The sequence below is a fragment of the Thermococcus piezophilus genome (assembly GCF_001647085.1).
Lineage (GTDB): Archaea > Methanobacteriota_B > Thermococci > Thermococcales > Thermococcaceae > Thermococcus > Thermococcus piezophilus.
On record NZ_CP015520.1, the window covers coordinates 832,835 to 851,121 of the forward strand.

Here is an 18,287-nt window from a genome sequence, read left to right on the forward strand (position 1 = left end):
GTCAGGATAACTGTGGAATCACCTCCTGAAACCATTCAGCCACATCATCAGGCGAACAACCAAACCGGGAATGAACCCTAACAAAATTATGCCAGAAGGCAAGGCTAATTTCCTTAACCCCTCTCTGAAAAGTTAAAAATTCACCACCTCTTTCCTTCCCTAATGTAAACAACCCTTGCACCAATCTCATTTGCATGGTCGCATATCCTCTCAAGGTGACGCATTATAAGGGCATCAACGGCTTTCTTGGGATTGTCCCGAAGGGCCATCAGGGAGTCAAGGTAATACCTGTCAATCTGCCTATCTATCTCAATGAGCCTTCCCACTAGTGTTTCGTCTAGCTCGCTGAACGCTTCAACCGAAATCTTCACAGCCTCCTCTGTTAAAGGAAACGCCTCAAGGGATATCTCTACAGGTGCCATAACTATCTTTACCGTCCTCTCAATCTCCATCGCATAGCGTGATATTCTGTAGAGATCGTATGAAACGTCTATGGCACTCTGAATATAGCGCAAGTCTCCTGCCACGGGCGAGTATCGGATAAGGAGCTCGGTCACAAGATCAAGTATCCCCAGCCGGAGTATGTGCAGCTTGCTCGCTATCTCCCCAGTTGAGTTGAACTCCCCCTCAAGGCTCTTCCTCGCGGACCCCAGTGCTTCAAGCGAACCATCGGCCATCTCACCAATCATCTTCTTCATCTGCTCAATTCCAATATCAAGAAGCTTTCTCATCATTACACCCCCTCAGCCAAAAGCTCCGGTTACATATTTCTCGGTCAGCTCATGCTCCGGATTCTCAAAAACCTTCCTCGTGGGGCCAACCTCCACAATCTCCCCAAGGTAAAGAAAGGCCACGTAATCGCTTACACGCGCAGCCTGAGCCGGCGAATGGGTCACCAGAACTATCGTGTATTCCCCTTTCAGCTCAAAGAGCAGTTCTTCAATTTTTTGAACACCGACAGGATCTATGTTTGCCGTGGGCTCGTCCATGAGAAGTATCTTGGGCCTCATGGCAAGGGCCCTTGCTATTACAAGCCTCTGCCTCTGTCCTCCTGAAATCCCTCCCGGATAATCCTTTAACCTATCTTTAACCTCGTCCCAGAGGGCGGCTTTTTTTAGGGCCCATTCAACCCTCTCCTTCAGCTCGTCCTTCGAGGAGACGAGCTTGTTGAGCTTAACCCCACTGGCCACGTTCTCGAAGATCGTGAGGTGGGGAAAGGGATTTGGATACTGAAAAACCATCCCTATCTCTTTTCTCAGCTCTACGGGATCGGTTTCCGGGGAATAAACTTCTTTTCCAAGAATCTTAACGCTCCCTTCAACCCTTGCATTGGGATTTAACTCAATAAGTCTGTTGAACGTTCTTAACAGCGTGCTCTTTCCGCATCCGCTCGGCCCCATTAGGGCAAACACCACCTTGGGCGGTATCTTAAGGTTTATTCCCTTTATCACGTGGTTGTTACCATAATGGACGTGAAGATTTCTGGTCTCGATTGCAACATCCCTCACAGTCTCACCTCCTTAATGCTTAACCTTACGGGGATGAAAATCATGAGGAATATTAGCAGAAGAATGAGCGAAGCTCCCCAAGCCATCGCATGATCCTGTGGACTTGGACTCTGGATGAGCTGGTAGATAAGGGGAGAAATAGCCCCCACTGGCTGGGAGACCGAGGAGGGATAGCTTTCATAAAGCCCACCTATCGTGAACAATAACGGAGCAGTCTCACCTGCGATTCTCGCTATTGAGATGAGAACTCCCGTTAGGATACCTTTTTTCGCCATCGGAACGAGAACCCGAAAGCACACACTAAACCTCGTCAATCCGATGGAGTACGCCGCTTCCTTGTAGGTGAACGGGATTTCCCTTAAAGCCTCGGCTGTGTAGACGGCTATATAGGGCGCCATTACAATTACCAGTGCCATTGCACCGGCTATGGCGGAGTAGTGTCCCATGGGAACCACGAGGATCTGCATCACGAAGACACCGATGAGTATTGTTGGAAACTCCATCATCGTCTGAAGGAGGGTCTTGGTCCACTGTCCTATTTTGCTCTCGGGATATTCGCTGATAAATATCCCCACGAGGAATGCAAGAGGAATACCGATTATGCTGGACAGTGCCACGAGCAGAAGAGTACCCGCTATTGCAGGTCCGATTCCCCCTTCAGACCTCGTCTCAATCAGGAATTTCACACCCCGCTCCATCAGGACGGAGGAGCCTTTTATAAAAACAGTGAAAATGATGTGAAAGAGCGGAAACACCATGAGGAACGTGAGCAATCCGATGAGGAGTATGAATGCTCTATCCTTCGTTTTTCTGCTAAATCCTAACATTTTTCTCCCACCTCTTCAGACTCCTCTTACCGAGCATGTCGACAACTATACCGATGATGAAGAGGGCCAGACCAGCTGCAAAGAGAACGGAGGTCATATACCTGTAGATGAAAGCATTGCCGAATTGATTGGCTACGAGGGACGAGATGGTATATCCGGGAGCGAAGAGCTTCGGGGAGAGATTGAAAGTGTTCCCTATCACCAGACTGACCGCGACCGTTTCGCCTATGGCCCTGCCGAAAGCAAGGATAAGACCCGAGATTATGGCGGGCTTTATGTATCCCACGAGGATCTTCGTTGCCTCATATCTCGTCGCTCCAAGGCTGTATACGGCTTCCCTGTAGGTGAAGGGTATCATGGAGTAGGCCTCACGTATTATCGAGGTGGCAAATGGGGTTACCATGATTCCAAGCAGCACTCCGGCCGAAAGGTAACTGTAACCTCCCACGGGAGGATATGAGAAGAGCGGGATGAACGAAAAATGCTCATACAGAGGTTCCATAATCCAGTTCCTGAGAAATGGAACGAGGAAGAAAGCTCCCCATATTCCATAGATTATTGTCGGTAGACCGGCCATTATATCGGATAGTATTATCAAAACGCTCTTGAGCTTTCTGGGGACGTAGTCAACGACAAATATCGAGTATGCAAGTGCCAAAGGGAACGCTATTAAAATCGCTATTAATGAGGTGTAAACACTTCCCCATATTGCCGCGGCTATGCCGTAAACCTCTTTCGAGGGTTCCTCCGCGGCTTTCCAGATGTTTCTTAAATATAAATCCACACCGTATCTCTCCAGCGCGGGGATGGAATTCACGAAGTACACGAAAACCATTCCGAAGAAGAGCAAAAAGATGAAAGCCACGACGGGATAAGTTATGAGCTTGAAGGTGTCGACCCTTCCCATGTCATCTCACCACCATTTAAAAGAAAAAAAGTTCAGCCTTCCTGTATCATCTCAACGGCCTTGAGACCGATCTCGGCAACTTCTTTTGGTAGCCCAACGTAACCCGGGGCCAGATTTTCGGGTTTCTGTCCCTCCGTTAGAACCCATCTCAGGAAGTCTTTTATTGCCTTAGCCTTCTCAGGACTGTAGTGCTTGCCGTCTTTGTTCTGCCAGACGAGAAGATGTGTAAAGGCCACTATCGGGTATGAATTCTCACCTGGAGCATTGAGCAACTGTTTCAAGTTCTCCTTGTATCCCTCAGTTGGCTCCGGGATGTATGTCTTAACGGCAGCAACGGCAGCCCTTATGGTTTCGGAAGTTGGCTTCACAAACTTTCCAGCGCTGTTTTTGAGGGCAACAACGTGGAGGTTCTGTTCTATGGCGAAGGAAAGCTCGGTGTAGGCTATGCTGTACTTTGTGCCCTTCAATGCCTGGACAACGCCAGGATTACCCTTTGCACCGATGCCCCTCCCCATCTTATCCACAGGCCAGTCAACAAGCTTTCCAGCCCCGACCTTTTCCGCAAACTCCTTACTCACAAGGGTTAGGTATGTTGTGAATATGGCTGTCGTTCCGCTTGAGTCACTTCTGTGGATAACCGTAATCTTCTCGTGGGGCAAGTTAACGTTGGGGTTGAGCTTCTTTATCGCCTCATCGTCCCAGTACTCAATCTCACCCATGAATATCTTGGCGAGGGTATCCCCGTCAAGCTTTAGCTCCTCAACACCGGGAACGTTGAAGACCACAACAACTGCACCAACAATCTCCGGAAACTGGAAGGGCTGATCACCGGTTTCAAGGAACATCTTCCACGTTGACTCTTTAACCGGTGGATCCGTTCTGCCTATATCAGTCAGGCCCTTCAGGAAGGCCTCCTGTCCGTGACCGCTCCCACCACCCTCGTATTCAATTTTGACATCTGGATGAAGTTGCATATATGTCTCAATCCACTTCTGAACCTGATACTGTGGAAAAGTCGCTCCGGTTGTTCTGATGGTTATCACGGTTTCAGCTGGAGTGGAGGTGCTTTTACCCACACCTGTTTCACTTTTCCCAACGCATCCGCTAACAACAACCAGAAACAGCAGCAGGGTTGCAGCCAAAATGTTGGTTCTACGCTTCACAGGGGGTCACCGGTGTATCATGGCAATGCCAAATATATAAACATTGCCGAAATAGAATATGGATATATGTATATACTATATATAACTATATATAATTGTTGTAGGCTAATGGTTGAGCTGGCTGTAATCATATCCAGCATGGTTGATGTGTCCAATCCAGTGGTCTGTCGTGGTCAATCTGGAACGTATCTTGATCATGCCCCGATCCGAAGGGAGTAATTTTGAGAAAGTTCCTTTTCTCCTTGAACACCGTAAAACACCAATGCATAAGGAGGTAAAAATCCGAGGTCAAGTTTTTGCGCCTTTAGTTTCTTGTTTATTAACTTTGCTATTTATCAAATTTTTTGGGGTTTCACCGTTAACTTTTTAAACCCAAAGGGTCGAGCGACCATTGAGGAAGAGCCCTAAGGGAAAGGACACCTAAGAGGAGGCTGTGGAATACCTTTTAAACCCTCCCTTCTATCTCCTTTTTTGGTGCTGAAAAATGTTCAGATTTGAGATAAAGGAGAGGGATGCCGCTGGCAGAATTGGAAAGCTTGAGGTCAGTGGAAAGAAAATTGAAACTCCAGCCATAATGCCCGTCGTCAATCCAAAGCAACTCATAGTAACCCCAAAAGAACTGAAGGAGATGGGATTCAACATAATAATCACAAACTCATACATCATTTACAGGGATAAAGAATTGAGGCAAAAAGCTCTTGAAATGGGAATTCACAGGCTTCTGGACTATGATGGAATAATCGAGGTCGATTCTGGATCCTTCCAGCTCATACGCTATGGGGGGATTGAAATCACAAACAGGGAAATCATTGAGTTCCAGCATAAAATCGGCGTGGATATTGGAACTTTTCTTGACATCCCACGGTTCCGGACGCTCCAAGGGAAAAAGCTGAAGAAGACTTAAGGATAACCCTCGAGCGCGCGAAAGAGGCCGAGGAGATAAAGGAGATAGCGATGAATGCAACGGTTCAAGGTTCAACATATCTCGACTTAAGGACTTATGCTGCCAAAAAGCTCAGCGAAATGGAATTTGAGATTCACCCAATCGGGGCTGTTGTTCCTTTGATGGAGTCTTACCGTTACAGGGAATTGGTTGACGTTGTCATTGCCTCAAAGCTCGGCTTAAGACCTGACAGGCCCGTCCATCTCTTCGGTGCAGGTCATCCGATGATATTTGCTTTGGCCGTTGCCATGGGAATTGACCTGTTTGATTCGGCAAGCTACGCCCTATATGCAAAAGATGACCGCTACCTGACCCCAGAAGGGACTAAGCATTTGAGTGAGCTCGAATACTTCCCGTGCTCATGCCCCGTCTGTTCCCGTTACACTCCCCGGGAGCTTAAAGAAATGCCAAAGGAGGAAAGAGCCAAGCTGCTTGCATTTCACAATCTCTGGGTGATTGGAGAAGAGTTAAACAGGGTAAAGCAAGCAATAAAGGAAGGGGAACTCTGGAGATTAGTTGATGAGTGCTCAAGGTCTCATCCAAAGCTTTTCTCTGCATACAAGGGGCTGCTCGAATACAGAGATTACCTTGAAGAAAATGAGCCGATAACAAAACGTTCGGCTTTCTTTAAGGTGAGCGAAGAAATAATGGGAACACCTACGGTTTGGAGAGCCAAGCAGAGGGCTGAGAGGGTTAGGCAGAAGTTCCCCGAAATCATAAGCCATCCACTCTTTGGTGAAATTCCAAAGTATTTGAGTTTAAGCTATCCCTTTGCCCAGAGTGAGGGAGAAGAGGACTTCACAATTGAGAAGCCAAAGAAAAACCGGGCAAGGCTCTACGTTCAGGCCGTGGCAGAATACCAATTTGGCGAAGGAGCTGGTGAAGCTTTCAAAGACGCTTTCGTCGAGCTGTCAAGGAAGACGGGGATGCCAAGACAGATTAAAGCCAAAGGCAAGCATCTGGCAACATTCAGGGCCGAGGACGGACTGCTAACGCTTGGAATTGAGGGGGCGAAGCGGCTTCATCGGATTCTGCCGTATCCCCGTATTAGGGTGGTTGTCAGTGAAGAGGCAGAGCCTTTCGCGAGGAAAGGAAAGACTGTCTTTGCAAAGTTTGTGATTGATGCTGACGAGGATATAAGGCCCTATGACGAGGTTCTGATTGTCAGTAAAAACGATGAGCTTTTGGCCACGGGACAGACTCTTCTCAACGGAAAAGAACTTAAGATATTCCAGCAGGGGTTGGCTGTGAAGGTGAGGAGAGGGGTTGAATAGATTATTTCCGCGTTTTTGGACTTCTTTATACCCGGATACTATCTTTCTCCACGTGCTTCACGATCACCGGCCGGGTTTTGTCCATGTGCATCTTGATAACTTCCTTGTACTCCTTCAGCCGATCCATCTTCACCATGTACCTCCCCGGATCATTCCCAGTGAGCACCTTTAGAGCCGTCCTCTGCTCCTCCAGTATCTCCTTCAGTGCCGATGGATCTGAAAGGAGCTTTGAGGTAGCTTCATGAATCTTGTCCGCCAGATCCCTCTCCGCAATTATCGTGTTCATCAAGGATTCCCCTGCAATGGTTCCATCCACGTGCGCTTTTGCCAAGCGCTCGGTGTCTTCGTAAATGTCCCCTGCGTACCTCTCTATCAGTTCCCTGTGCTGCTCGGGCACCTCCGATAGTAGAACCGGGCGTATCCCTTCCTTGACCCAGACGCTGAATATGTGCTCTGCCGCCAGCTTTTTCGCCAGTGCCATGTTCCTTATCTTTTTCACGTGCTCCACTGGCACCCCTCCCAGGTTCCTGTACACTTCGTGGTCTATCGCGTTCAGCGCTTCCTCGAAGTACTTGACCGTCGCCAGCCTCGGCGCAAGTATCTTCACCTTTTCTTCCGGCATCCCTGCCTTTCTCAGTTCCTCCTCGACGGCCTTTTTCGTTTCGGGGAATTTTGGTTTCTCCGGTTCTATCTTCTCTTTCTCCTGTGCTGGCGGCACTGAAAGCGGTTCTTTTAGTATCTTCTTTGGAACGACCTCTTCAACGATTTTTAGGAACTCGACGAGCTCGGGTATCTTGTATATGTCCTCTGGCGACTTGAATACGGGCTCGAACTGTTTCTTTCCAAACTCGTCGAAATACGGTACCTTCATCTCCGCTATTTTTTCGGCTGCCGCAATTGCCTTGTCAACGGCTTCTTCCATCTTCTCCTTTGCCTTCAGCGTCAAGAGGTCGTAGTGTGCCCGCACGAACTCCCTTGCAAACCTCTTGCGGAGCTCCGGATTCCTCTTCAATTCATCGAAGCTGATCAGTATCCCGCCAATGTGATGTGATTTCAATTTGTACATAGCCTCTTCCCTGTGCTGTGCAAACACGACTTTTTCGACGAAGTTCTCCAGCACTTTTACATTGTTCTCTGCAAGGCCAACGCTGTCGAGGTATTTTGGTCCCGACAGTGCAGGGATATGCGTCAGCAACTGGAGGAATATGTTCCATCTCATCGCGTCTCGAAGGTCCCTCGCCATTATAGGCTTATCTTTGAGATCTTCCCGTTCAACCCCGTATTTTATACGGTGTGTGTGTGTGTTAGCGGTGGCTCTGTGTATTCTGATTCCATCATTCTCTGGATCTTTCAGCCGATTTAAGAGGTGTTCCTTGTATATCTTTTCTTCTTCAAGCGTGGCAGTCTCCGGAATATCCTCAAAGAGGTGGTAGTCTTTCTCTATTATCTCTTTCCTGAACATCCCCTTCTTTACCACCATACGCCGCCTTCCCAAATTTTCTATCGAGTAAAGCCTCACCATGCGTTCCCCCTCATTAACCACTGCTTGATGGTTTTATATTAAGTACGTGGTCTCCGAGTATGGACCTCTCGGGAGAAATTTCTGCCGCTGTGGGTAGCTCCGCGGGTAAGCGCACCTCCAGGGTTGGCCATACTTCAGAGGATACGGCGGCAACGCTCATCGCCGACAGGCTTCCTGCCACGGCGCCCACCGCGCTGCATCCCAACTGCTTCCAGCCCGTTTTTGTTAGGTACTGCTTCTTGATTTTCTGCAGCTCGTTAATTATATTACCCTTGGGGCGATTCTCAAAATCTTCTACATTTGACAATATTCTCTTATACTGCCTTAGTTCGCCTTCTAGTTGTGTTTTTACCGCACCGTCACTATTTTTGGGGGCTTCGAGCTCCTTTTCTATTTTATTACATATCTCCTCGAGCGCTTTGCGGGCAGATTCTATTTCTTCTTGAAAATTTATAAGCTTTTTTGCAAGCTCCTTAATGCCCTTCTCACCCTCCTCCATAATCTCACCGACACTCTCGTTTAGAATATTCTTTACTGATTTAAGAGCTTCATTCTTTTTAGACATCTACATCTCTATGAGTAGCTCCAGCTCATCTTCTGAGATATCTAGATTTAGAATATCTCCAACTGTTACGTCCCCCTTCGCCTTGGCGATGGCTTCCAGCGCTTTCTCCAGATTTTCGTAGTCCAACTTGTGGATGTACGGCAGTTTGTACAGCTCATACCCGCTCTTTATTGCAAGCCGCCTACCAAACAGCCGTCCACCTGCTGTGGCGATTGTTCCTGTGCCCGCGAACTGTAGTGCTTCGAGGAATCGGCTCTCAGTTTCATACCCTCTACTTACTTCTGCACTATACAATCTCGGCGTGAGGAATGCTGCGACGGTACATCCAATGCCATTTGATATCCAGCCCACAATGCTTAGCGGCCCAACGGTCATTGTCTCGCATATTCCTGATGTAACTGTGCACGCAGTTGCGTATGCTGCAGTCGTTCCCGGGGAGCTGAGACGGTCTGCCAGTAGTTTAGCCCTCGCTTCCTGCCCTGCTCTGACCACGAGATCCCACGTATAGGTTAAGTATGTAGTCGCTGTATCTCTGGGATGCAAGGTTATTTTTTGCGATTTTCTTGACATCTTCGCTCTTGTAGCTGTTTGCATTCTCCACCCACACCACCGGGTCGGGGCCGTTCTGGTTACCCGCTACTTTTGGGGCACGTAATTGTAGCGAGTAACCAGAACGGCTAAGTACTACCCAAGGAGTTGTGACTTTTGAAAAAGCCTTTTCCAATTTTAACGGCAACGTTAGTTATAAGCTGGTGATATTATGAGAAAGAAGTCCTTAACTTTATTTTCAGATGGAACCCTCTTCCGGAAGGAGAACACCCTTTACTTTGAAAATGTTAGGGAAAGAATGCCTCTGGCAATTGAGGGGATTTACGATATCTACATTTATGGGAAAGTAACCATAACTTCCCCCCTGCAGGGATTAAGGGAACCTTCACCCAAATCAAAATTTATGGGAAAGTAACCATAACTTCCCAGGCCCTTCATTATCTGGCACAGAAGGGTATAGCTCTGCATTTCTTCAACCACTACGGCTATTATGATGGCTCGTTTTACCCGAGGGAAAGCCTCCATTCCGGAGATTTGGTGATAAAGCAGGCTGAGCACTACCTCGACGAGGAGAAAAGAATTAAGCTGGCGAAGCTCTTCGTCATCGGCAGTGCCAGGAACATGGAGCGCAACCTGAAGCGCTGGAAGGTCGGGGAAGACTTCTCCAAGTTGCTGTCTGAACTCTTGGAGGAGCTTGAAAACGCGAGAAAGATAACCTATGTTATGAACGTTGAGGCAAGAATCAGGCAGGAATACTACGCTCTGTGGGATGAAACTCTGCCCGATGGCTTTAAAATTGTGAAGAGAACGAGAAGGCCTCCTCAAAATGAAATGAACGCCTTGATAAGCTTCCTAAATTCTCGTTTGTATCCAGCAATCATTAGTGAGATCTACAACACCCAGTTGACCCCAACGATAAGCTATTTGCACGAGCCAAGTGAGAGAAGGTTTTCTCTGGCATTGGATTTGAGCGAGATCTTCAAGCCGATAATAGCAGATCGCATAGCGAACCGCCTGGTGAAGCAGGGCGTAATAAAGAAGGAGCATTTTAGGGATGAGTTAAATGGAGTCCTGCTAAACGACGAGGGCAAGAGGATCGTCCTAAAAGCCTTTAACCAAGAGATGGAGAAGAGCGTCAAACATCCCAAACTAAAGAAAAATGTGACAAAAAAGCGATTAATTAGGCTTGAGGCGTATAAGCTGATAAACCATCTCGTTGGAAGCCAAGAGTATGAGCCACTGGTGGCGTGGTTCTGATGCATTGGGAAACATGGAGAATTTCTGCATTTTGAGTTAGCTGTGCGCTTCCGGTTAAATCTGTAACATAGTTCTCGACATCCCATCCAAGGCAGCATGTAACAGAATGGCATATGATCGGAAAGGAAATTCTTGAGACCCTGAAGGTGAGGGGGTGGAATCTTGCTGGTTGTCTTTCCGGTAGGCTTTGATGAGAAGTTCATAATTCGAGCCCTAATAAGGAAACGGGAAGAGATAGATGGACTTAAAAATGGGGACAAGCTGGTGGCAATTTTACCCGAGGGTTATAAAAAAGAGCCAAGGACAATCAACGCACTGAATGCCATAGAGAGCATAGTCATTCCAATAGTGGGGGCAGAAAATATAGTTCGATTAGAGGTTCCCCTTAAAGATGAAGAAATTGTGCTGACGATAAAAAGAGAGATCGAAAGGAATTTAACACGGGATAGGGTCATCCTTGCGGTTCTATCGGGGGGATGAGACCCCTTATCGTGAGTACAATGCTGGCCCTTCTAAGCTTAGATGAGACCAGGATCATAGTTGAGAGTGACTTTGAAAATCTCTCCGGCCATATCTCCCTCGAACTCACCCCATTCCTCGCTCCCAAGAGCAGGAGATGTATGTTAATCTTGAAGGGTCTTTGTGAGGGAAAAAGTGTCAGGGCCATAGCAGAAGAGCTTGGCGTTTCACCGGCAACGATAAGCAACGAGCTGAAGAAAATGAGTGGCTATTATCTTGTTCGTCCTGATGCCTCGGAAGGAAAAATCCCACGATATTCCGTAACTGGAGCCGGTAGGATTTACCTTATGCTGATGGAGTCGCAGAAGTTAAATTCAACAACTGGGACCTAAATAATGGTTGAGGGACGCCGGAGAGAGGGTTAGATAATATCATCAATCGGATTCTTCTCTACCCCAAGGCTTTCCCTTTTTGGCTTTGAGCGGAGCTTGTAGATGATCACAGAGTCTTCGTCTTCATCAATTAGATCGAGCAGACCGGCTTTTATGCGCTCGAACTCGGCTAAGGTAGTTTCTCCCTCAAAAACGCTGTTTTGAACCCAATGCAAATACTGACGAAGGAACTTTTTAACCTTATTAACCCTCGAAACATTAACATCATAAACAATGACCACATACATGGCTCATCACAGTGAGTTTGACCATAATTCCATTTAATCTTTTTGGAGATTTTTCGATCCTCGCTGACGTTCTAGTTCTTGAAATTTTGGGGTTCTAATCTGGTTTGATTTTAAAATGGAGGCTTGAGAACGTGTTGGAAGGTTTTAGTAATTGTTTGTTATTAAATTACTTTAAGTTATAATTTTTGTTAGAATTGTAACGTTTTGAATGTACATAGTTGGAATTAAGGATTCTGGGGGCTTTTTTGGTATTCCTTCCTCGTGGAAATTTGACCGTTTTAAAATTAAAAGTTAGGGAAGTTGGATTTTTGGAATTAAAGGGTTTTTGAAATGTTGGAAGTCTTTTGGATATTATTGTGCAGTGAAGAATTGGATTCAGTGGTGAGGTTTATTTGCCAAGGGAAATCATGAAACTTTCTAAATAGGGGGCTTGCTTGGGCTTTGCTATTAACCCTTCGATACTGTCAGGATAAGCGGTGGGGCATTAGGTTTAAGTTTCTGGTAGTACTTCAAGAAAAGGGAGAGAAATGAGAACCGAAACATCCATATACTTGGTGGTTTCGGCCTTAAAACCCTTCCGCCGGAACAAAATTCCAGCAGAAAAGAAAATCAGGGCAGTAGAATTATACCTGCGAGGCCTCAGCTATCGCCAAGTTGCCAGGAATACTTAAAATCAGCCACACAACGGCTTGGCGGTCCAAAAATTGTTGAAAGGTTTACCGGCCAAAACTCCTCGCGGTAAGGAAGCAGAGGAAATTCATCGCGGTGGATGAGACTGTAATAAGAATCAATGGGGAGAAGAGGGCTGCGATTGATGTCGAAAGTAAGGCTTGAAGTCTGGATCACTGTAGTCAAACTGGTGGGTTGCCTGGGATTTCATTCTGGTTGTTTTAAAATCCCTGCGAGCAGGTTTTTTATGGTTGATAAAACGCTAATACAAGCCTGCCGTTAAGTCCTTGGGGCTGGTTCTGTTCACGTAATTAAGCTTGAGAACTGTGTTGAGCGCTGGTTCAGGACTGTTAAAGCTAGAAGTTTCTGGAATAATTTCAGGAGTAAGGATTGGAGGTTTGTTTTTCCCTTTGCCTTCTGGTATAATTTTGTTAGGGTTCACTCTCGATGAACATCACGAATGGTATAAGCCACAAAGGACCTATTGGTATAATTTTGTTAGGGCTGGCAATCATCCTCGGCTTTTTCCTTATCGGCGAGTGGCTGGGCGAGTGGCTAAACCTCTCGATTCCAGGAAGCGTCGTGGGAATGGTCCTCCTGATCCTAGCGCTTTTGAGCGGTCTGGTAAAGATTGAATGGGTCGAGAGAGAAGCCGAGTTCCTCGTGAGGAACATGAGCATCCTCTTCATCCCTCCAGGAGTTGGTGTAGTAACCTACCTTAGCCTAATAAAGAGCCAGGCGGTCCCGATATTTGCCGCCCTGATCCTCAGCTTCCTCGTTACACTGGTGGCAACGGCAAAGGTCGTCGAGTTGGTTAGAGAGAAAAACGGCAGAGGGGAGAGCAAATGAACCCCTTCGGGATAACGCTCACGCTAATAGTCTTTTACGCGTTCTCAGAGCTCTACAGGAAGAAAAAGGCCTTTTACCTCAACCCCGTGCTCCTCTCGATAATCACCATAGTGGTTCTGCTCAGGGAACTGGGCGTGACGTACGAGTACTACATGGACAGCGCGAGGATCCTCAGCTTCCTCTTGGGGCCGGCGGTGGTAAGCCTCGCGGTTCCAGTCTACAAGGGGAGGGAAACTATAAGGGTCTACGCCAAGGAAATCTGCCTCGGGATAATCTTCGGCGGAACGACAGCCATTTTAACTGCTTTCTACATCGCCAAGCTTCTCGGGGCCCCCGAGAACATCCTCCTTAGCATAGCGCCGAAGAGCGTGACGACGGCGATAGCCATTGGCATCAGCGAGAAGATAGGCGGAGTCCCAGCTCTGACGGCAGTACTCGTCATCCTAACTGGAATACTGGGCAACGCCGTTGGGATGGAACTGCTGAACCTGGCCGGGATAAAGAACAGAATCGCAAAGGGTCTGCCATGGGAGTCACGTCTCACGGACTCGGAACGGCCCGGATAATCCTGGACGACGAGCTGAGCGGAGCGGTGAGCGGTTTAGCCATGGCCCTAAACGGAATCTTCACGTCACTCGTGCTTCCCTATCTCGTCGAACTTCTCAAGTAGGCACTCGCTTATCCTGAGCCTGTCCTTGGCGTCGAGGAAGAGCGTGAAGTCACGCTTGGCAATCCTGTCTGCGATTGGGGCATGCTCGACGAGGAAGGCTATGACCTCGGCCGTGCTGTACGGAACCTTAATTTGAAGCTCGTCCGCCTTCTTGAAGAGCTTATCAGGGACCGCGAATATGTCCTCACCCTTTCTAACCTCAACACTTATCTTGGAGTTTATCTGCTCCCAGATGAGGATGGTGTTTCTGGCCTTCTCGATCTTCTCAATGGCCCTCCTCTCGAGTATGCTTATGTTGGCCCTGCTCGTACCCAAAAGCTCGGCTATCTCGCTCTGCTTAAGCCCTCTCGCACGCAGACGGAGGATTTTAATCTGCTGCTCTGTGAGGAAGTTTTTCCCTGCCATTTTAAACACCTAAGTTTAACAGGTATCAAAAGGTTAAAACTTTTTCCCCCACTAAACTTTCCTGTGGAGAAAAGGCCCATTAGAACCCTTCCTCGTGGAGAAGGCGATGACGTCAAGTTCATTGAATTCTGGTGGTCCCGCGGCCCGGATTTGAACCGGGGACCTGCGGATCTACAGTCCGCCGCCGCTCCCAGGCTAGGCTACCGCGGGACCTGTGCCCGTTCCATAGTGAACGGGGTAGGTTTATAAATTTTTCTCCCGAGTTAGCCACGGTGAGAGCATGAAGCTTTACGAACCCATTACCCTCGCCATGCCACTCGCGAAGTGGATCGGGGACTTCATAAGGGAGAACGGCCGTCTGCCGAGCGGCGAAGAGGTTAGAGAGGCAATGAAGGAGTTCGGCCTTGAGGAGAGCTGTTTAGACAGGGGGCTTGCCGTTTACAGGAGCCGCTTTTTAATTGCGCTGGTCTTCGCGAGGAACGAGAACCTCATCATTGACGTAATCTCCTCCAGCGGAGAGCTGAGCGACGCCCTCGAGGTCATAGCATACCACGACAAGAAGATAGAGGCCTTCGTGGTGGAGATACTGCCGACTAACGACCTCGAATACGAGGGCAACATCGGCATCGAGCCCATAATCCTAGATGAGAAAAGCCTAGAGCCCGAAAGCAGCCCTGTGCTGGGCCACTTCGAGGAGGACAACGGGGGAATGTTTCTCGTCATCGACGGAGAAACCTACGAGCGCTGGAGGGAGGGAGAAGACGTTACCACCTGCCCAATCTGCGGTGGGGAGCTGGCCTGGAGGGGTGAGAAGGCATACTGCTTGGACTGCGGTTATGGAGTTAAGGTGGTGAGGAAATGAGCCGCGCTGTTAAGTCCCAGCTTGTCCAATACTCCCGCCTCGCCCACGAGAGGGGCCTAACGGCCGCTTTTGGAGGTAATTTAAGCATAAGACAGGGAAATCTGATCTTTATCAAGGCCACAGGGGCCGTCATGGACGACATGACTAAGGAGCAGGTGGCGGTAATCGACATGAACGGAAAACAGCTGTCAGCTATTAGGCCCTCCTCCGAGTACAGGCTCCACCTGGCGATTTACCGCGATAGACCGGACGTCAAGGCTATAGCCCACCTCCACCCACCGTATTCAATAATTGCAGCGACCATGCTCGAGATGGAACTCCCGATAATAACTCCAGAGGCGGAGCTGTACCTAAGAAGGATACCGATTGTACCCTTTAGGCCCGCCGGAACGAAGGAGCTGGCAGAGGCTGTCGCAGGGGTTATATGTCAGTCAGACGCCGTCCTGATGGAAAAGCATGGCATCGTCACCGTCGGGAAGAGCCTGAGGGAAGCATTCTACAAGGCCGAACTGGTTGAGGAGAGCGCAAAGCTATGGTACTTGAGCAGAAAAGTATAAGCAACACGAATCATCAAAACGCAGGAAATGAGCGGGAAAAGTAAAAGCGCTCACTTAACCTGCTCAAGAGCTCCGAGGACCTCCCAGATTATGGTCCTCGTGTGCATAGGCATGTTCGGGTCCTCGCTAATCTCCTCAAGGATGGCTATCGCGTCGGCGGCTCTGACGGCCGGCTCCTTGCTCTCGTCGAGGAGAACCTCTATAGCCTGCTCGGCGGCTCTCCTAATGTTCCTCGGAACGACAGTGTCCTGGACGACTTGCTCCTTGAGAACCTGCACAATCTGGTGAATCAGCTCGCTCATTCTATCACCCCCTTTTCTAAAGAATTGTTACTAAAATCTCCTCGGGTTATCTTAAGCTTTCCTAACTAAAAAACTTTTCGGTTAACGTCGAAACTAAAGAAGGAAAATCAGTACTCGATCCCTTTCCTCGCCAGGATGCCCCTCTGGTAGGGGTGCTTTATCTCCCTCATCTCGGTGACGTAGTCAGCTAACTCGAAGAGCTCCTTTGGGCAGTAGCGGCCGGTGATGACGAGCTCGGTGTGGGGTGCTTTGCTCTTGATGAGCTCCCTGACTTCCTCGACGTCGAGCATGCCGAAGCCCAAGGCGACGCAGAGCTCGTCGAGGATTACCAGACCCCACTCGCCGCTTGAGACCACCTCTTTAGCGCGCTCTAATGCCCTTTTGGCGGCCTCTATGTCGTCGGGCTCGGGTTTGCCGTGGACGAACTTCGGTAACCCAAAGGACTCTATGACCGCGCCGCATTCCGCTATCTTCTTCTGCTCTCCGTAAACGTTCCCGGCCTTCATGAACTGGAGGATTATCACCTTCCCGCCGGAGCCGAGCATTCTCACCGCGAGGCCAAAGGCTGCTGTGGTTTTTCCCTTCCCGTTGCCCGTGTAGATGTGAACTAAGCCGAGCTTGTCTTTCCAGGGCATGTGGATTCACCTGGGTGGATATAATCGCCAAGGGTTTTTAGGAGTTTGGATGAAAGTTATAAGAAACTTAAGCAAACTAAAGCAATGGAGGAACAAATATGAGAGAAGTTCCGTTTGAGGAATATCTGGAATTCATAAAAAAGTACGATCACGTCATTATAGGGAATCAAAGAATAGAGATTGGAAAACCTATCCCAATCAAAACATTTCAGCCTCAGAACTTCAAGCTTGAAACAACGACCGTATGGAGCTTTCCAGAGCGGGGGAAATGGGCAACTCATCATGCAAATGCAAAATACAGGGGAAATTGGGCGCCCCAGGTTCCGCGAAACCTGATACTGCAATATACAAAGCCGGGAGATCTTGTACTAGATGCATTTCTCGGAAGTGGAACAACTTTGATAGAGTGCAAACTACTAGGAAGACACGGGATCGGGGTTGACATAAATTATGAGGCTCTAATGGTTGCATGGGATAGGTTAAATTTCGAATATGATCCCAGAATAGAAAACCAGTCTACGTTAAGTTCGTACCTTGGCATAAGAGAAGAGATAGAGTGGGTTAAACCTAAGATACGACTCTACCAGGGAGACGCGAGGAATCTAGACAAAATCGAAGACGAGAGCATAGATCTAATAGCAACTCATCCCCCTTACGCTAACATCATTGGGTATACAAAAAAAGCAAAGTCCCCTGTGAAGGGGGATCTGTCCAATGTAAGATCCATAGATGAATTCGTTTCAGAAATAAAGAAGGTTGCCGAGGAATTTTATAGGGTTCTAAAACCGGGAAAATATGTAGCAATCTTGATTGGAGATACCAGACGGCACAGGCATTATGTTCCAATAGCATTTAGAGTCATGAAGGTGTTTTTGGAAGCTGGATTTATATTAAAGGAGGACATTATCAAGGTTCAGCATCATATGAGGGGTACAGAACCCTGGAAAACAAAGAAGAGAGACTTCTATCTGATTGCACATGAACATCTGTTCGTATTCAGAAAATTGGGAGAAGGGGAGAAAATCGAGAAATTCCGAGAAAGTAGAGTGGTTTAACTCCTCCAAAGCTCAAAAAGGGAAATACCATATTTCTTCGGCGCTGGCCTATTTCGAACGGCAGTCGTTATTATTTTGTCTATATCACCGTATTCGCTCTGTGCGATCCATCGTATGAACCGCATAAGAAACTCTCGGGGAGGATCAAGTTTGCTCTCTTTGCATCCCCTGCTACCATAATTCCAATCCTGCTCGGCCATTAGTAATGAGCCATAGAAAACAGTTACATCAGGGGGATCGAGTTCCATTGAGAAATTTATACCCCGAACGTCGTCTAGAACCTCATTTATGTCATCTCCATGATTAATCCGTTCAAATGCCAAAAACACAGCCCTCGCATGCTTTTCATCACTTATCCGCTTAAGATACAAGTCAAAGAACAACCGAACATGTGTTGGGGCAAATTCTTTTCTTCCCTCAGGTTGGAGAACGACTTTAAAATCTCCCGGACATATCTTGTCTGTTCTGACAATGTAGACCTTGGTTCCGTTGGAGCCAGAATATAACAGGGCCCTTCCTCCTTCTTTGATAACTCTACGGGTCTTTTTAGTCTCCTTTATTTCTGCAGGTCTTAGCTTTTGAACTATCTCAAAAACATCATCCACTTTCACGAACTTCACCAAATATCAA

19 protein-coding genes, 1 tRNA gene and 5 pseudogenes are annotated in these 18,287 nt (G+C 47.9%); 10 read left to right on the forward strand and 15 right to left on the reverse strand.

Features of this window, described 5'->3' with window-relative positions:
- Position 1: 1 nt before the first annotated feature.
- The 6 genes and pseudogenes from A7C91_RS12515 to pstS all read right to left on the reverse strand — a co-directional run.
- Positions 2 to 100: pseudogene (locus tag A7C91_RS12515) on the reverse strand (IS6 family transposase); the annotation flags it as partial.
- Between the two features lie 40 nt (positions 101 to 140).
- Positions 141 to 731 (reverse strand): phosphate signaling complex PhoU family protein, encoded by a 591-nt coding sequence (locus A7C91_RS04490; protein ID WP_068667397.1) that lies wholly within the window; start codon positions 729 to 731, stop codon positions 141 to 143.
- A 12-nt stretch (positions 732 to 743) separates the two neighbouring features.
- Positions 744 to 1,508: a phosphate ABC transporter ATP-binding protein gene (locus A7C91_RS04495; protein WP_068665286.1), complete on the reverse strand. Its 765-nt coding sequence runs from the start codon at positions 1,506 to 1,508 to the stop codon at positions 744 to 746.
- Positions 1,505 to 2,335 carry a phosphate ABC transporter permease PstA gene (gene pstA, locus A7C91_RS04500; RefSeq protein ID WP_068665288.1) on the reverse strand — a complete coding sequence of 277 codons (831 nt, stop codon included), beginning with the start codon at positions 2,333 to 2,335 and terminating at the stop codon, positions 1,505 to 1,507. The genes A7C91_RS04495 and pstA overlap by 4 nt, the downstream gene beginning before the upstream one ends.
- Positions 2,322 to 3,242, reverse strand: a complete 921-nt coding sequence (gene pstC / locus A7C91_RS04505; protein WP_068665290.1) for a phosphate ABC transporter permease subunit PstC — start codon at positions 3,240 to 3,242, stop codon at positions 2,322 to 2,324. The genes pstA and pstC overlap by 14 nt, the downstream gene beginning before the upstream one ends.
- A gap of 32 nt (positions 3,243 to 3,274) precedes the next feature.
- Entirely contained in the window at positions 3,275 to 4,405 is a 1,131-nt protein-coding gene (gene pstS, locus A7C91_RS04510) for a phosphate ABC transporter substrate-binding protein PstS (RefSeq protein ID WP_068665292.1), read from the reverse strand.
- Between the two features lie 484 nt (positions 4,406 to 4,889).
- Between pstS and tgtA the strand changes: the two are divergent.
- Positions 4,890 to 6,622 (forward strand): annotated as a pseudogene (gene tgtA, locus A7C91_RS04515) (tRNA guanosine(15) transglycosylase TgtA).
- Between the two features lie 25 nt (positions 6,623 to 6,647).
- Here tgtA and A7C91_RS04520 read toward each other — a convergent pair.
- From A7C91_RS04520 to A7C91_RS11105, 3 genes are all read right to left on the reverse strand, one after another.
- Entirely contained in the window at positions 6,648 to 8,144 is a 1,497-nt protein-coding gene (locus A7C91_RS04520) for a hypothetical protein (protein WP_199920111.1), read from the reverse strand.
- Positions 8,145 to 8,157: 13 nt separating this feature from the next.
- On the reverse strand, positions 8,158 to 8,643 hold the full coding sequence (locus A7C91_RS04525) for a hypothetical protein (protein WP_199920112.1): 486 nt from the start codon (positions 8,641 to 8,643) through the stop codon (positions 8,158 to 8,160).
- 66 nt (positions 8,644 to 8,709) lie between these two features.
- Complete coding sequence (locus tag A7C91_RS11105; RefSeq protein WP_199920113.1) at positions 8,710 to 9,303, reverse strand: type 2 periplasmic-binding domain-containing protein; 594 nt, start codon at positions 9,301 to 9,303, stop codon at positions 8,710 to 8,712.
- 166 nt (positions 9,304 to 9,469) lie between these two features.
- Here A7C91_RS11105 and cas1b point away from each other — a divergent pair.
- The 3 genes and pseudogenes from cas1b (at position 9,470) to A7C91_RS11675 (ending at position 11,366) form a co-directional block, all read left to right on the forward strand.
- Positions 9,470 to 10,515 (forward strand): annotated as a pseudogene (gene cas1b / locus A7C91_RS04535) (type I-B CRISPR-associated endonuclease Cas1b).
- A gap of 162 nt (positions 10,516 to 10,677) precedes the next feature.
- Positions 10,678 to 10,995, forward strand: a complete 318-nt coding sequence (locus tag A7C91_RS11670) for a hypothetical protein (protein ID WP_234394470.1) — start codon at positions 10,678 to 10,680, stop codon at positions 10,993 to 10,995.
- Positions 10,992 to 11,366 (forward strand): helix-turn-helix domain-containing protein, encoded by a 375-nt coding sequence (locus tag A7C91_RS11675; RefSeq protein ID WP_234394471.1) that lies wholly within the window; start codon positions 10,992 to 10,994, stop codon positions 11,364 to 11,366. The genes A7C91_RS11670 and A7C91_RS11675 overlap by 4 nt, the downstream gene beginning before the upstream one ends.
- 29 nt (positions 11,367 to 11,395) lie before the next feature.
- Here the strand turns inward: A7C91_RS11675 and cas2 are convergent, their stop codons facing one another.
- Positions 11,396 to 11,653 carry a CRISPR-associated endonuclease Cas2 gene (gene cas2 / locus A7C91_RS04545; RefSeq protein WP_068665301.1) on the reverse strand — a complete coding sequence of 86 codons (258 nt, stop codon included), beginning with the start codon at positions 11,651 to 11,653 and terminating at the stop codon, positions 11,396 to 11,398.
- A gap of 527 nt (positions 11,654 to 12,180) precedes the next feature.
- Between cas2 and A7C91_RS10755 the strand changes: the two are divergent.
- From A7C91_RS10755 to A7C91_RS04555, 3 genes and pseudogenes are all read left to right on the forward strand, one after another.
- Positions 12,181 to 12,773 (forward strand): annotated as a pseudogene (locus A7C91_RS10755) (helix-turn-helix domain-containing protein).
- Positions 12,770 to 13,171, forward strand: coding sequence for a CidA/LrgA family protein (locus A7C91_RS04550; protein ID WP_068665303.1), 402 nt, complete (start codon positions 12,770 to 12,772; stop codon positions 13,169 to 13,171). The pseudogene A7C91_RS10755 and the gene A7C91_RS04550 overlap by 4 nt, the downstream one beginning before the upstream one ends.
- Positions 13,168 to 13,769, forward strand: a pseudogene (locus A7C91_RS04555) (LrgB family protein); the annotation flags it as partial. The gene A7C91_RS04550 and the pseudogene A7C91_RS04555, both read left to right, overlap by 4 nt.
- A 33-nt stretch (positions 13,770 to 13,802) precedes the next feature.
- On the opposite strand, the gene enfR reads toward A7C91_RS04555, so the two are convergent.
- Positions 13,803 to 14,246 (reverse strand): transcriptional factor EnfR, encoded by a 444-nt coding sequence (gene enfR, locus A7C91_RS04560; RefSeq protein WP_068665305.1) that lies wholly within the window; start codon positions 14,244 to 14,246, stop codon positions 13,803 to 13,805.
- A gap of 132 nt (positions 14,247 to 14,378) precedes the next feature.
- A tRNA-Tyr gene (locus A7C91_RS04565) sits at positions 14,379 to 14,456 on the reverse strand.
- A gap of 70 nt (positions 14,457 to 14,526) precedes the next feature.
- Between A7C91_RS04565 and A7C91_RS04570 the strand changes: the two genes are divergently transcribed.
- Together A7C91_RS04570 and A7C91_RS04575 are read left to right on the forward strand one after the other, a co-directional pair.
- Complete coding sequence (locus A7C91_RS04570) at positions 14,527 to 15,108, forward strand: hypothetical protein (RefSeq protein ID WP_068665307.1); 582 nt, start codon at positions 14,527 to 14,529, stop codon at positions 15,106 to 15,108.
- The gene (locus A7C91_RS04575; RefSeq protein ID WP_068665309.1) at positions 15,105 to 15,665 is read left to right on the forward strand and encodes an aldolase; all 561 of its coding nucleotides are present in this window, start codon (positions 15,105 to 15,107) and stop codon (positions 15,663 to 15,665) included. The genes A7C91_RS04570 and A7C91_RS04575 overlap by 4 nt, the downstream gene beginning before the upstream one ends.
- A gap of 50 nt (positions 15,666 to 15,715) precedes the next feature.
- Here A7C91_RS04575 and A7C91_RS04580 read toward each other — a convergent pair whose 3' ends face one another.
- Together A7C91_RS04580 and cobO are read right to left on the reverse strand one after the other, a co-directional pair.
- Positions 15,716 to 15,967 carry a stationary phase-response protein gene (locus tag A7C91_RS04580; RefSeq protein ID WP_012572490.1) on the reverse strand — a complete coding sequence of 84 codons (252 nt, stop codon included), beginning with the start codon at positions 15,965 to 15,967 and terminating at the stop codon, positions 15,716 to 15,718.
- A gap of 107 nt (positions 15,968 to 16,074) precedes the next feature.
- The gene (cobO, locus tag A7C91_RS04585; RefSeq protein WP_068665311.1) at positions 16,075 to 16,602 is read right to left on the reverse strand and encodes a cob(I)yrinic acid a,c-diamide adenosyltransferase; all 528 of its coding nucleotides are present in this window, start codon (positions 16,600 to 16,602) and stop codon (positions 16,075 to 16,077) included.
- A gap of 98 nt (positions 16,603 to 16,700) precedes the next feature.
- Here cobO and A7C91_RS04590 point away from each other — a divergent pair, with 98 nt between their 5' ends.
- On the forward strand, positions 16,701 to 17,657 hold the full coding sequence (locus A7C91_RS04590; RefSeq protein WP_068665313.1) for a DNA methyltransferase: 957 nt from the start codon (positions 16,701 to 16,703) through the stop codon (positions 17,655 to 17,657).
- On the opposite strand, the gene A7C91_RS04595 is transcribed toward A7C91_RS04590, so the two are convergent.
- Entirely contained in the window at positions 17,654 to 18,277 is a 624-nt protein-coding gene (locus tag A7C91_RS04595) for a hypothetical protein (protein WP_199920114.1), read from the reverse strand. The two genes, A7C91_RS04590 and A7C91_RS04595, sit on opposite strands and share 4 nt — an antisense overlap.
- Between the last annotated feature and the right edge of the window lie 10 nt (positions 18,278 to 18,287).